The organism is Serratia sp. CY31944 (assembly GCF_052169175.1).
GTDB lineage: Bacteria > Pseudomonadota > Gammaproteobacteria > Enterobacterales > Enterobacteriaceae > Serratia > Serratia sarumanii.
The window spans coordinates 190,044-203,974 of record NZ_JBJNLG010000009.1 but is presented as its reverse complement, the minus strand read 5'-3'; the positions used below and the strand labels follow the sequence as shown (position 1 = coordinate 203,974).

At 60.6% G+C, this 13,931-nt stretch carries 12 protein-coding genes; 5 read left to right on the top strand and 7 right to left on the bottom strand.

The genetic code is table 11. The features are described from left to right. Nucleotides 1-192 precede the first annotated feature (192 nt). From ACJ8IN_RS11995 to phoP, 4 genes are all read right to left on the bottom strand, one after another. Entirely contained in the window at nt 193-984 is a 792-nt protein-coding gene (locus ACJ8IN_RS11995; protein WP_308325674.1) for a Fic family protein, read from the bottom strand. Between the two features lie 185 nt (nt 985-1,169). Continuing rightward, entirely contained in the window at nt 1,170-2,291 is a 1,122-nt protein-coding gene (locus ACJ8IN_RS11990) for a ribosomal protein uL16 3-hydroxylase (RefSeq protein WP_049235123.1), read from the bottom strand. A gap of 84 nt (nt 2,292-2,375) precedes the next feature. Further along, nucleotides 2,376-3,833, bottom strand: a complete 1,458-nt coding sequence (gene phoQ / locus ACJ8IN_RS11985) for a two-component system sensor histidine kinase PhoQ (RefSeq protein WP_033638202.1) — start codon at nt 3,831-3,833, stop codon at nt 2,376-2,378. Between the two features lie 5 nt (nt 3,834-3,838). After that, nucleotides 3,839-4,510, bottom strand: a complete 672-nt coding sequence (gene phoP, locus ACJ8IN_RS11980) for a two-component system response regulator PhoP (RefSeq protein WP_033638204.1) — start codon at nt 4,508-4,510, stop codon at nt 3,839-3,841. Nucleotides 4,511-4,890: 380 nt separating this feature from the next. Between phoP and ACJ8IN_RS11975 the strand changes: the two genes are divergently transcribed. Then, nucleotides 4,891-5,910, top strand: coding sequence for an ADP-ribosylglycohydrolase family protein (locus ACJ8IN_RS11975; protein WP_308325675.1), 1,020 nt, complete (start codon nt 4,891-4,893; stop codon nt 5,908-5,910). Nucleotides 5,911-5,931: 21 nt separating this feature from the next. On the opposite strand, the gene ACJ8IN_RS11970 is transcribed toward ACJ8IN_RS11975, so the two are convergent. Further along, nucleotides 5,932-6,696: a GntR family transcriptional regulator gene (locus tag ACJ8IN_RS11970; RefSeq protein ID WP_039566493.1), complete on the bottom strand. Its 765-nt coding sequence runs from the start codon at nt 6,694-6,696 to the stop codon at nt 5,932-5,934. 138 nt (nt 6,697-6,834) lie between these two features. On the opposite strand from ACJ8IN_RS11970, the gene pdxR reads away from it, so the two are divergent. The 3 genes from pdxR (at nt 6,835) to ACJ8IN_RS11955 (ending at nt 9,637) form a co-directional block, all read left to right on the top strand. Further along, complete coding sequence (gene pdxR, locus ACJ8IN_RS11965; protein ID WP_103772716.1) at nt 6,835-8,349, top strand: MocR-like pyridoxine biosynthesis transcription factor PdxR; 1,515 nt, start codon at nt 6,835-6,837, stop codon at nt 8,347-8,349. Between the two features lie 115 nt (nt 8,350-8,464). Further along, nucleotides 8,465-8,917: a GNAT family N-acetyltransferase gene (locus ACJ8IN_RS11960; RefSeq protein ID WP_033638212.1), complete on the top strand. Its 453-nt coding sequence runs from the start codon at nt 8,465-8,467 to the stop codon at nt 8,915-8,917. A gap of 15 nt (nt 8,918-8,932) precedes the next feature. Continuing rightward, nucleotides 8,933-9,637 (top strand): GNAT family N-acetyltransferase, encoded by a 705-nt coding sequence (locus ACJ8IN_RS11955; RefSeq protein ID WP_033646373.1) that lies wholly within the window; start codon nt 8,933-8,935, stop codon nt 9,635-9,637. A 51-nt stretch (nt 9,638-9,688) separates the two neighbouring features. Here the strand turns inward: ACJ8IN_RS11955 and purB are convergent, their stop codons facing one another. Further along, on the bottom strand, nt 9,689-11,059 hold the full coding sequence (gene purB / locus ACJ8IN_RS11950; RefSeq protein WP_033638215.1) for an adenylosuccinate lyase: 1,371 nt from the start codon (nt 11,057-11,059) through the stop codon (nt 9,689-9,691). Nucleotides 11,060-11,081: 22 nt separating this feature from the next. After that, nucleotides 11,082-11,708 (bottom strand): high frequency lysogenization protein HflD, encoded by a 627-nt coding sequence (hflD, locus tag ACJ8IN_RS11945; protein ID WP_033638217.1) that lies wholly within the window; start codon nt 11,706-11,708, stop codon nt 11,082-11,084. 331 nt (nt 11,709-12,039) lie between these two features. Between hflD and kup the strand changes: the two genes are divergently transcribed. Continuing rightward, a complete protein-coding gene (gene kup / locus ACJ8IN_RS11940) occupies nt 12,040-13,908 on the top strand; it encodes a low affinity potassium transporter Kup (RefSeq protein ID WP_033646371.1) in 1,869 nt (622 codons plus the stop codon). Nucleotides 13,909-13,931 lie beyond the last annotated feature (23 nt).

Genomic DNA, 13,931 nt, shown 5'->3' with positions numbered 1-13,931 from the left:
TGCGGGCCCACGCCATACTCTTGAAAATTATTTGATAAACAAATTCTATTTCATGCCAAGCTCAGTTATCGCTGCGTACTGATTTTATCGACCTGAGTATCGGTCATGGTGGTTGTCTTGATTAACAGAATGTCTTTTTCAGTTAACATAAATACTCCATTATCATTAAATTAGCTAAGTAGCATGCAATGTTTACTGCATGCTAGTTAACTCACTCGTTGCAGAGCCGTAAAGCAGGTGGATGCAATTACAATAAAACTTAATAATGTTGTCCCATTCGGAAAATAAAAAGGCTTCGCGTAAGCTAAGTACATAACCACTACGTGCAAAATGACAAAGCTCAGTAAGAGGGAGGTAGCTAAGCGGCTTTATTTGTAACATGAGATTAAAAAGGATTCTGGCGGCGCGTCCATTCCCATCTTGCAGAGGGTGGATATGCATAAACATGACTGCGAAAATGATAGCATGAAGTAATTTGTTATCATCGCTATTTCCCTTTGCGTACTCTCGCAGGTTGGAGAGTGATTCGCTTAATAGTGAAATATCAATGAATTCAGTGTAGCTTCCATCCTTATCGGGGACAGTTCTTATATTTGCTTTCCTAACGGGGATCGAGCGTCTCGTTATTTCACTTCCTATTTTTTCAATGAATTGGATAAATGATAGGTTATTGTTAACGATGTCGGAAAGCGTGGGGTAAAACTGATGATAGAAGATGGCTTCGTTCTGGCTTGTTGAGTTTTCGCTGGGAAATATATCGAGATCCACATAGGCGCTTAAGCGATGCTGTAATGGTTGGATCCTTTTATCCTCAATTACCTGGTTTGCATTTTCCAGTAACTGCCTGTATTCAAAGGATGTATTCTGAATCAATACTTGTGTTCTGTCTAAAAGCAAGCGTGTATCCGTATGAAAATGATTAACTTTGGGGTAGTCCATACGTAGTAATTTAATGATCTTTCCTTGTATTGCGTAATTTTCCATTTTTCATCGTCCATGAAATTTCGTTAATGTATTAAAAAGCTAGTTTAATATTATTTCGTTTAGGTTTCACAACTATTAATATTTTGTTTCCATGTGTCGAAGTGTTGCCAACTTTTTACACCCAAAGAAAAGGCCCGCCTAAGCGGGCCGGTATTATGTTCAACAGGAGCCACGGCCCCGAGAACTCAGTCGTTAAAGTACCAATAGCCGCTGTTGATCAGCGCGGTCAGCAGCGCCAGGAACGACGGGTCGTCCACCGCGTCGCCGAGCAGGGCGGCGTCGACGCTGAAGTGCTGGCACAGGGCGTCTGCGGCCTGCAGCTGGTCGGTGTCGATCAGCTCGCCGTTGACGAAGCAGCGATCGCCGACGCGCAGCACGCGCAACCCGCCCAGGCGCTGCAGCGCTTCACCCTGCTGCAGCAGCTCGTAGATTTCCCCGGCCTGATACGGCGGCTCCGGCGGCGCCAGATCCAGCTCGTGGCGCGACTGGGAGATAAACTCGCCGAACCAGTGCTGGAAGTGTTCCGGCTGTTGCACCAGATCCAGCATCATCTGCCGTAAGGCGTCCACTTCCTGCGGCAGGATCTCCGCCGGGTGTTCGCGCAGTTTAACGTCCGGATCGCCGTAGCGTTTGCTGCCCAGCTCGCGCGCCAGCACGTAGTCGGCGAAGCCGCTCACCAGCTCGCGGCCGTTCGGCGCGCGGAAGCCCACCGAATAGTTGAGCGCGTTTTCCAGCGCGTAGCCTTCATGCGGGAAGCCCGGCGGAATGTAGAGAATGTCGCCCGGCTCCATCTCTTCGTCGATGATGGCGTCGAACGGCTCCACCTGCAGCAGATCCGGGTGCGGGCAGTGCTGTTTCAGCGGCGTTTTTTCCCCGACGCGCCAGCGGCGGCGGCCGGTGCCCTGAATGATGAACACGTCGTACTGATCGAGGTGCGGGCCGACGCCGCCGCCCGGTACCGAGAAGGAGATCATCAGGTCATCCATCCGCCAGTCCGGCAGCTGGCGGAACGGGCGCATCAGCGCCGCGGAAGGCTCATGCCAGTGGTCCACCGCCTGCACCAGCAGCGACCAGTTGTTTTCGCTCAGGTGATCGAAGCTCTCGAAGGGGCCGTGCGCGACCTGCCAACGGCCGTCCTGGTGGCTGACCAGGCGGCTGTCCACTTCGTTTTCCATCGCCAGCCCGGCCAGCTCATCCGGGGAGATCGGATCGATAAAGTTTTTGAAGCCGCGCTTCAGAATCACCGGACGCTTTTGCCAATAACGTTGCAAAAAATCGTTCCAGTCCAGGTCTAATTGATAATCCATGTTCTATTCCAGGAGAGAGGAGTGAGCCTGTGTGCGATTATAACGGAAGTTTGGCCCCGTGGATCGGGGCCGCAGCGGCATAATTTACTCGTTGTGGTGGGTGTCGTGCTGGCGGGCGAAGGTGACCTGCATGCGCGCGCCGCCGAGCGGGCTGTCGCTGATGACGATTTCGCCGTCGTACTGCTCGATGATCTCCGCCGCCACCGACAAACCCAGGCCCTGGCCGGGGCGCAGAGTATCCACCCGCTGGCCGCGCTGGAAGATCAGCTGGCGCTTGCTTTCCGGGATCCCCGGGCCGTCGTCGTCGATAACGATGGTGAGGTTTTTCTCGGAGTGCAGCGAGGTGATCTCCACGAACTCCAGGCAGTATTTGCAGGCGTTTTCCAACACGTTGCCCATCACTTCCATAAAGTCGTTTTTCTCGCCCATAAAGGTCACTTCCGGCGAGATGTCCAGCGTGATCACCACCCCTTTGCGCTGATAAACCTTATTTAGCGCCACCACCAGGCTGTCGAGCAGCGCCGGCACCGAATGGATCTCGCGCGTAAGCACCGTCTGGCCGGAGTTGATGCTGGCTCGGTGCAGGTAGTAACCGATTTGCTGCGAGATGCGCCCGATCTGATCCAGCATGATCGGCTCGGCTTCTTCGATGGTGGTCTGTTTGCCGCTGCGCAGTGAGCGCAGGGTGCTTTGCAGCACCGCCAGCGGCGTTTTCAGGCTGTGGGTCAAATCCGACAGGGTAGTGCGGTACTTGGTGTAGCGCTGGCGTTCGTTGCGCACCAGAATGTTCAGATTGCGCACCAGCCCGCGCAGCTCGCTGGGCGGGTTCTCATCCAGCTGATCGCGCTCGCCGTTCTCCAGCTCGCCCACCTGATTGACCAGCGCCTTGATCGGCCGCAGGCTCCAGTAGGCCGCCAGCCACAGCAGCGGCACCACCAGCAGCAGGTTGGCCAGCAGCACGTAGCTGAACCACTCCCACACCACGTCGGATCGCTGCAGCTCCTGCGGAATGCTGTCGACCACCACGATGGTCAGCGCCGGCAGGCGAGGCGTGGCGGCATAGGTGTTGACCGCCACCGAGTGGGTCAGCGCGTTCTGATCGGTATCGTCGTAATTTTTCAGCTGATCCTGCGCTTTGGGGTTGTCCCCCAGCACTTCGCTACTGACGCGGGTGTCGGTGTCGATTTCGTAAAAGCCGGACTCCTCCAGCCATTCCTTGTTGATCAGCTTCTCCAGCTCCGGCACCTTGCGCTGGCTCCACAGCAGGTTGCCTTTATCGTCGTAGATAAATACCAGCGTCGGGAAGTTGAGATCGATATCGGGGGGAATGGCGATGGTGAGCTTGTTGTCTTTCCACTGCGCCAGACTGAAAAACAGGTTGCTCTCGCCGCGCAGCAGGCGGAAGGCGGTTTTGTCGAAGCTGACGATATAGCCGACGACCGCCACCAAACCGTAAGAGAGCGACAGCGCCAGGATCACCCCGGCGGTCGCCATCAGGAAGCGGGCACGCAGCGAAAACGGTTTTTTATTCTTGTTGAACATTATGTTCACTTCGCGTCAAAACGATAGCCCTGGCCACGTACCGTGGTGATCACTTCATGCGGGTATTCCGCCTGCACCTTCTTGCGCAAGCGGCCCATCAGCACGTCGATGGTGTGGCTTTCGCGCAGCTCGGCGTCCGGGTAGAGCTGCAGCATCAACGAATCCTTGCTCACCACCTTGCCGGCGTTGCGGATCAGGGTCTCGATGATGGTGTATTCAAAGGCGGTCAGCTTGATTTGCCGATCGTTGACGCTCAGTTCGCGGCGCGACAGATCGATCTGGAACGGCGGCAGCACGATCACCTGCGAAGCCAGGCCGCTGTTGCGGCGCATCAGCGCCTGCATGCGGGCGATCACTTCTTCCAGGTGGAACGGCTTGGTGACATAGTCGTCGGCGCCGGCTTCCAGCACCGCCACTTTGTCCTGCCAGCTTTCGCGGGCGGTCAGCACCAGGATCGGCAGCTTGGCCTGGTGCGCGCGCCAGCGGCGGATCAGGCTCAGACCGTCTTCACCCGGCAGGCCGAGATCGACGATGGCGATATCCGGCGCGTGCTCCTGCAGGAAGTAATCGGCTTCCTTGGCGTCTTCGGCCGCGTCGACCTGATGGCCCATCTCGCGCATCTGAACGGAAAGGTGGTGGCGCAGCAGACCATTATCTTCAACAACCAGTACTCGCATGGCGAACTCCTGTGACTATGCGGGTGAACGTCCTGTCACCCACGCGATAAAAAGGGAACACGCTCTGCGGCGTGTCAGGGGATAACGCGGCCACCTGAACCATGTTGACAAAAAGTGCTGAGGCTATGGTAGGTATAACCCGCCCGGCTCGCAAGAGAGCCGAAGCAATGTATTAAAATAAGCGTTATCAATTTGTTCGCCGACATTATCGACAAGTTCTGATAAACGTCGGATAAACAGCGGCGGGGCGACGTTAAACGCAACTTAAACGCGCCGGGCATTGCCCGCGGAAAGAACGTGTGAGCCGGGGCGCTTGATAAGCTTTAAAGGTACTAATAAGGTATTATTGAGGCATCGGCACATTTTCTCAGGAGCGACGGATGAAGCAGTTAACCCAGGCGGAACGCATAGCGGGCGCACTTTACGGACAGATGCTGGGCGACGCGCTCGGCATGCCTTCCGAGCTGTGGCCGCGCGAGCGGGTTAAGCGCCATTTCGGCTGGATAGACGGCTTTCTCGACGGGCCGGCGGAGAACACCGCCGCCTGTTATTTCAAGGCCGGGCAATATACCGACGATACCGCGATGGCATTGGCGTTGGCCGATGCGCTGGTGGAGGCGCAAGGCGAGGTGGTGCCGGAGCTGATCGCCCGCAACGTGATCCGCTGGGTGGACTGTTTTGACGCTTTCAACAAGAACATTCTCGGCCCCAGTTCCAAACTGGCGCTGAGCGAGCAAAAAGCGGGCACGCCGATCGCCGAGTTGGAAAACAACGGCATCACCAACGGTGCGGCGATGCGCATTTCGCCTTTGGGCTGCGTGTTGCCTTCCGCGCCGCTGGAGGACTTCTGCCGACAGGTGTGGCTGGCCTGCAGCCCGACGCACAAATCCGACATCGCCGTCGCCGGTGCGGTGGCGATCGCCTGGGCCGTGGCGCGGGCGGTGGAAGGGGCTGACTGGGCCTCCATTCGCCTGGCGTTGCCGGGGGTGGCGGAGTATGCCCAGCGCCGGCAGGAGACGACGTTCAGCCCTTCGCTGGCGGCGCGCATCGAACTGGCGTTTCAGGTGGTGGATGAAGCCACCGGCACCGAGCAGGCCTCCGAGCGGGTGTATCAGCTGATCGGCGCCGGGGTGAGCACCATCGAGTCGGTGCCCGCAGCGCTGGCGATGGTGCAGCTGGCGCAAACCGATCCTACCCGGTGCGCCGTGCTGTGCGCCAACCTGGGCGGCGATACCGACACCATCGGCGCGATGGCCACCGCGATTTGCGGTGCGCTGCACGGCGCCGAGGCGATTGAGCCGGGGCTGCTGGCGGAGTTAAAACGGGTGAATCCGCTGGATATCGGGGCTTACGTTCAGGCGTTCGCGCGTTTTCGCCGCCGCCGGCAGGGCGAGGCGTAAGCCGCCGCGTGACGCAACGGGTCAGCTTTCGCTGGTAAATTCGTACATGTCGCTGCGGCAGAAGCTTTCACTGTATTCGATCGGCTTTTTTTGGTGGTCGAACAGCGTCTGGCGCACGATCAGCAGCGGCATCGGCTCCGAGAGCCGCAGCGCCTGACGGATATCGTCGTCGGCCATCGCCGCGCTGACCTGGCTGCGCAGCGATCCCATCTCCACCTTATTGCGCCGGAAGTAGTCGTACAGCGAGATGCCGATCTCGTCGACGTTGGCAATCGCCGCCGCCACCACGTAGGACACCGCCACCGACATTGGCCGCCGATCGATCAGGTGAATGCGTTTGAGTTGGTAGATCGGCGTTCCGGCCGCCAGCTGGAGCTTTTCAGCCAGTTCAGCGCCGGCGGGTATCCGTTCGCGGCTGATCCACTGCGTATCCGGCCGGCGCCCCTGCTGTATCACCTCGCGTGAGAATCCTTTCACGTCCGCCAATGAATAGAACAGCTTCGGCTCGGGCCGCTGCGGTTGGATAAAGGTGCCGTAGCCGCGCGAACGGCCGATGATGCCGTCCTGCTCGAGGCAGGCCAGCGCCTTGCGCACCGTGATGCGCGAGATGCCGAGCCGTTCGGTGAACAGGCGCTCGCTGGGCAAAAAATCCCCCGCATTCAGCAACCCCTGCTCGATGGCCTGGCGCACCGAGGCGTTGAAGCGCAAATACAGCGGCATCGCGCCCGCGCTGGCCAGATCCTGCTGCAGTTTGTCCAGCAGACGCTGGTTGGTCTCCTTGCTCATAGCCGACGGAAGTCCTGTAGCCGCAATGCGATGGCTTATTTAAGGGGATTTCGCCGGGCAGCGCAACTGCTGCCGCCGCTGGGAGGAAATGAGGTAGAGTAGTGCGTCGGCCCCTGAGCCAGGAGAAACAAATACCCCATGAGCGATACCCCACGACACGCGGACGACGCGGCGATCCTGGCCGCCTTCGCGCAGCAGCGGCGGCAAGGCCTGACCCGGCGTTCGGCGCTGCATCAGGCCCTGATACAACTAATCGCCGCCGGAGAACTGGCCTGGCGGACGCAGCTGCCGCCGAGCCGCGCGTTGGCGGCCCGGCTGACGGTGGCGCGCGACACGGTGGAACAGACCTACGCGCGGCTGGAAGCGGAGGGGTTCATCAGCCGAACGGTGGGGCGCGGCAGCTTTGTGCGTTATCGCTGCGATACGCTGCTCGGCCGTGAACTGCTGGCGACGGCGGCAGGGCAAGAGGCGCGGTTGGCGGAGCGCGAGCTGAGCGATCGCGGCCGGGCGCTGCTGGCGGTCAGCCATACGCCGCACACCAGCCGCCAGGCTTCGCTGACGCCTTCGCTGGCGGACCTGCGGGCGTTTCCCATCGAGCAATGGCTGCAGCAGGAAAAGCAGGCGCTACGGCGGCACGGCGAGCGGCTGTTGGGGTATGCCGATCCGCAAGGGTTGCCGGAGCTGCGCGCGGAGATCGCGCGCTATCTGCAGCGGGAGCGGGGCGTGAAGGCGACGGCGGAACAGGTGATCGTGGTGACCAGCTCTCAGCAGGCGTTGGCGCTGTGTACGCAGGTGCTGTTCGATCCCGGCGATGCGGTGTTCGTCGAAGAGCCGGGTTACCAGGGGGCGAAAAAGCTGGTGCAGTCGGCGGGGCTGCAGGCGCGGCCGATCGGCATCGACGAGCAGGGGCTGGACGTCGGGCAGTTGATGCAGGCCTCGGGCGGCGGACGGGGCGTTTACATCACGCCGTCCCATCACTATCCGCTGGGGTATTCGCTGAGCCTCGAGCGGCGGCTGGCGCTGCTGCAGTGGGCGCAGCGGCAGCGGGCCTGGATCATCGAAGACGACTACGACGCCGAGTTCAACTATGACCGGCAAACCAAGGCGGCATTGCAGGGGCTGGACAGCGGCGGGCGCACGCTGTACATCGGCACCTTCAGCAAGACGCTGTTTCCGGGGCTGCGCATCGGTTTCATGATTGCGCCGCCGCAGCTGGTGCGGCCATTGGTCGCCGCCAGGCAGTTTCAGGACGGCTACACGTCGGCGCTGGCGCAGATGACGCTGTTCCACTTCCTGCACGAGGGCGACTACGCCGAGCATCTGCGCAATATGCGCACGTTGTACAAGGCGCGGTTGAACGTGCTGTACGACGCGGTGCATCGTCACCTGGCGGCCTGGACGCGCCCGGCGTTGCCGCAGGGCGGGCTGCAGTTGGTGTGCCCGTTGGCGGATGCGGCGATGGAACGGCGGCTGGTGGCGGCGGCCGCCGAACGGGGGATTCGGCTGTACGGCCTGGCGGACTTCTACACCGGCACGCCGCAGCGCGGGGCGCTGGTGCTCGGCTTCTCGGCCTATACGCCGGATGAGATCGTGCGCTTTATCGCGACGCTGGCACAGGTGTTCAACGCGCTGCCGGTGGCAAGCGACGGCTAAAATTGGTCTGCTCTGCGTTTCGTATTGGTCCGTATTGTACCGTCGCCGCGCGGTGTATTCTGCCGCTATCCGGTTATTTCCCTAATGGAAATAACATCTTACTCCGTGAGGCGCTATGAACCCATACAACCCTGAAGTGACTATCCGCAGAATCAATGGCGACGACAAAGCGCAATGGCTGGCGCTGTGGCAGGGCTATCTCGATTTTTACCGCGCCGACGTGGCGCCGCAGGTGACCGATCGCACCTTCGAACGCCTGGGGCAGGATGAACAGGTGTACGGGCTGGTGGCGCAGGATGCCGACGGCCGGCTGCTGGGGCTGATGAACCTGGTGTTCCATCCGTCCACCTGGAGCGCGGTCGGCTATTGTTATATCGAGGATCTCTATGTGTCACCGCAGGCGCGCGGCCACAAGGTGTCGGAAAAGCTGTTCGAACAGGCGTATCGACTGGCGGAGGCGCGCGGCAGCGATCGGGTCTACTGGATGACCCAGGAGTACAACGCGCCGGCGCGCTCGCTGTACGACAAAATCGGCAGAAGAAGCTCGTTTATCGTTTATACCCGTTAACCGCAGGAGGCGTGTATGGCAATGAATCGTTATGGTCAGCCGGTCGGAGAACCGATGCCGGATTGGCAGCCGGCTCGCCGCCCCGGCGGCGCGACGCTCGGCGGGCGTTTCTGCTCGCTGGCGCCGCTCGAGCCGCAGCGGGATTACGCCGCGCTGTTCGAGGCGTTTCAGCTGGCGCCGGACGGCCGCGACTGGACCTATCTGTCCATCGAACGGCCCGATACGCCGGCGGCGATGTTGCAGCATCTGGAGACGCTGCAGGCCAACCCGGCGCTGGTTAATCTGACGGTGTTCGACGCCGCCAGCGATGCGCCGGTGGGCACGGTGGCGCTGATGCGCATCGACGAAGCCAACGGGGTGCTGGAGATCGGCCACGTCAGCTGGTCGCCGTTGATGAAACAGCGCTCCAGCGCCACCGAAGCCATCGCGCTGCTGCTGCGCTATGCCTTCGACACGCTGGGCTACCGCCGCTGCGAGTGGAAGTGCGACAGCCATAACGCGCCGTCCCGCCAGGCCGCGCTGCGCTTTGGCTTTCGTTACGAGGGCAACTTCCGCTTCGCGGTGATCGTCAAGGGGCGCAGCCGGGATACCGACTGGTTTGCCATCACCGCCGACCGTTGGCCGACGGTGCGGCAGGCGCTGGCGCGCTGGCTGAGTGCGGACAACTTCGATGCGCAGGGGCGGCAGATAGCCCGGTTGCAGGTGCTGCGCGGCGAATAGCAAAGAAAAAGGCGGCCCGCAGGCCGCCTTGTCGTTGTCAGGCTAAAGCGCTTATTTCAGCTCGTCGACCATGGTGGTGGCGCGGCCGATGTAGTTGGCCGGGGTCATCGCCTTCAGACGGGTTTTCTCTTCTTCCGGCAGCGCCAGGCCATCGATGAACGCCTGCATGCCGGCGGCGTCCACGCGCTTGCCGCGGGTCAGCTCTTTCAGCTTCTCGTAAGGCTTCTCGATGCCGTAGCGGCGCATCACGGTCTGGATCGGCTCGGCCAGCACTTCCCAGTTGTGATCCAGTTCGTCCAACAGGTGCGCCTGATTCACTTCCAGCTTGCTGATGCCTTTGAGGGTGGCCTGGTAGGCGATCAGCGCGTAGCCCAGGCCAACGCCCAGATTACGCAGCACGGTGGAATCGGTCAGGTCGCGCTGCCAGCGGGACACCGGCAGTTTGCCCGCCAGGTGGCCCAGCACGGCGTTGGCCAGGCCCAGGTTGCCTTCGGAGTTTTCGAAGTCGATCGGGTTGACCTTGTGCGGCATGGTGGAAGAACCGATTTCGCCGGCGATGGTCTTCTGCTTGAAGTGGTTCAGGGCGATGTAGCCCCAGATGTCGCGGTCGAAGTCGATCAGAATGGTGTTGAAACGCGCTACGCAGTCGAACAGCTCGGCGATGTAGTCATGCGGCTCGATCTGGGTGGTGTACGGGTTCCAGGTGATGCCGAGCGAGGTCACGAACGCTTCGCTGAACTGATGCCAGTCCACTTCCGGGTAAGCGACGATGTGGGCGTTGTAGTTGCCGACCGCGCCGTTGATTTTACCCATGATCTCCACGCGCTCCAGCTGGCGGTACTGGCGCTCCATGCGGTAAGCCACGTTGGCGAATTCTTTGCCGACGGTCGACGGGGTCGCCGGCTGGCCGTGGGTGCGCGACAGCAGCGGAATATCGCGGTATTCCAGCGCCAGCCCTTTCAGCGCGTCGATGATCTTGCGCCAGTAAGGCAGCACCACGTCCTGACGGGCGCTTTGCAGCATCAGCGCATGCGACAGGTTGTTGATGTCTTCGGAGGTGCAGGCGAAGTGGATGAACTCGGACACCGCGTGCAGCGCAGGCACCGCCGCCACTTTTTCCTTCAGGAAATACTCGACCGCTTTCACGTCGTGGTTGGTGGTGCGCTCGATGGTTTTGATGCGCTGAGCGTCTTCTTCATTGAATTCCGCGACGATTTTGTCGAGGAAAGCGTTTGCGTCGGCGTCAAAAGCGGGAACTTCCTTGATTTCTGCGCAGGCCGCCAGTTTTTGCAGCCAACGTACTTCAACCTGTACGCGGAATTTCAGCAGACCGTATTCGCTGAAAATGGGGCGCAGTGCGCTGACTTTATCACCGTAGCGTCCATCAACGGGGGAAACGGCGGTCAGTGAGGATAATTCCATCGGTAGCAACTCCTGGGATCGATTAACAATGAGCAACGATATTTTGCGCCTGCTTGAACAGACGATTACGGGAAAACATTAATTGCAGGCGGCTGCCGCCGACCTGTTGCCACAGCACGGCGGCGCGAATGCCGGCCAGCAGCGTGGCACGAACCTTGGCCTGCACCTGCGGGTTCTGCAAGATAGCCGGCGAGCCGGTCACCTGGATGCGCGGCCCGAGCGGGCTGACCACGTCGACGTAAATGCCGGCCAGCGCGCTGATGATGGTGTCCGACTCAAGATCGAAGTGCGCCAGCTGGCGTTCGAGCTGGCTGAGGCGTTCACCGAGCGTGTTCATCGCCTGTTTGTTGGCGTTGAGCTTGCGCTCCAGCACCATCAGGCTGATGGTGTAGCGGGTCAGTTCCGCGCCCGGCCCTTTGTTGTTGGCGTTAAGCACGCCCATCAGGGTTTCGAGGCCGACCATCAAATTGCGTTCTTCACCGCCGAACACCGCCAGCGTGGAGGGCGGGTCCATCTGCAGCAGGCTTTTCAGCGAGGTCTGAAAGGCTTCGCGGTTGCATTGCCCTTCATGGGCCAGCTGCTGAACCAAACGCGCCGACTGGCTGATACCCGCCATGGCCAGCGTGATGTCATAATAATTCTTCGCCACGATTACTCCTGTAAACGCTGTGAACGGTACATGGCTTACTGCATAAGGTTGTGTGTATCGCAGGGGTAACGGCGGCGGCCGCGAACGGTAACGAACGGGCGTGGCTGTAACAACGATGACAACGAATGCCGCGGATCATGCCACAAAATCGAGGCTAAACCCAGCGTCTAATACGCCCGAGACGAGGCGGAGGCGCCGTACGGCGCAGAACTGCGCAGACAGGCGGCGAAAATCGCCGGCGCGGCGGCGCGAACTTATTGTTGCGGCGGCAAATAAAGTGCGGCGGCTGCATCTATACTGCCAACGTGAGCCCTCAAATAAAGATCTTCATATGCACGTAAAAAACAAGCAGCCGCTGCCGGCGGTAACGCTGGCGGCCATCGGCGTGGTGTACGGCGATATCGGCACCAGCCCGCTGTATACCCTGCGCGAATGCCTGACGGCGGAGGAGGGCATCACCATGACGCCGGCCTCAATCTACGGCTTTTTGTCGCTGATTTTCTGGCTGCTGACGCTGGTGGTGTCCATTAAATACATTTGTTTCGTGATGCGCGCCGACAATGACGGCGAGGGCGGGATCCTGACGCTGATGTCGCTGGCGATCCGCAGGCTGGATGCGCGCTGGGTGCCGGCGGCGGTGCTGATCGGGCTGGTGGGCGGCAGCTTCTTTTACGGCGACGGGGTGATCACCCCGGCCATTTCGGTGCTTTCGGCCATCGAGGGGCTGCAGATTATCGCCCCCGAACTGGACAGCTTTATCGTGCCGCTGTCGCTGCTGGTGCTGACCGCGTTGTTCGCGATACAAAAGCGCGGCACCGGCAGCGTCGGCAAACTGTTCGCCCCGGCGATGGTTATCTGGTTCCTGACGCTCGCGCTGCTGGGCATCGGCGGCATTCTGCAGCACCCTGGCGTGCTGCGGGCGCTGAACCCTTACTGGGCGGTGAATTTCTTCCTCGAATACAAGACGGTGTCGTTCTTTGCGCTGGGCATGGTGGTGCTGTCGGTCACCGGCGCCGAAGCGCTGTACGCCGATATGGGCCACTTCGGTAAAAAGCCGATCCGTCTGGCGTGGTTTACGCTGGTGGCGCCGGCGCTGGTGCTGAACTACTTCGGCCAGGGGGCGCTGTTGCTGACCAATCCGGCGGCGATCAACAACCCGTTCTTCCTGCTGGCGCCGACCTGGGCGCTGATCCCGCTGCTGGTGATCGCCACGCTGGCGACGGTGATCGCCTCGCAGGCGGTAATCTCCGGCGTGTTCTCGCTGACGCGGCAGGCGGTGCGGCTAGGCTACCTGCCGCCGATGCGCATCATCTATACCTCCGATCAGGAGTCCGGGCAGATCTACATTCCGGTGGTGAACTGGCTGCTGTTCGCAGCGGTGCTGATCGTGATTATCAGTTTCAAACACTCCAGCAACCTGGCCTCGGCTTACGGCATCGTGGTGACCGGCACCATGCTGCTGTCGTCGATTTTACTGAGCATCGTGGCGGTGAAAAACTGGGGCTGGCCGCGCGCGCTGGGCGGACTGATGCTGGTTGTCATGCTGTGCATCGACGTACCGCTGTTCGGCGCCAACCTGATCAAGCTGGCGACCGGCGGCTGGCTGCCGGTGGTGCTGGGGCTGATGATTCTGCTGATCATGCTGACCTGGAAGACCGAGCGTTCGCGCCTGATCCGCCGGCTGCGCGACAACCAGGAGGGGCTGAGCGCGCTGATCGAGTCGCTGGAGGAGGCGCCGCCGAAGCGGGTGCCGGGCACCGCGGTGTTTATGGAGCGCACGCCGCACGCGGTGCCGCTGGTGCTGTTGCATAACCTGAAGCACAACAAGGTGCTGCATGAGCGCGTGGTGCTGCTGACCATCGTCACTACCGACATGCCGTACGTGCATAACGTGCAGCGGGTGGCGATCGAACAGCTGTCGGCGAGTTTCTGGCGGGTGGTGGCGAGCTACGGCTGGCGCGAGACGCCCAACGTCACGGACATCCTTTACCGCTGTGGGTTGGAGGGGATGAGCTTCACCATGAACGAGACCTCGTTCTTTATGTCGCGCGATACGCTGGTGCTGGGCAAGCGGCCCTGGTATTTGCGCGTGCGCGGCAAGGTGTTCCAGCTGTTGCAGCGCAATGCGCTGCGCGCGCCGGATCTGTTCGAAATCCCGCCTAACCGGGTGATCGAACTGGGGGCGCAGGTGGAGTTTTGATTAAAAAAAACGCTGCGATAAAC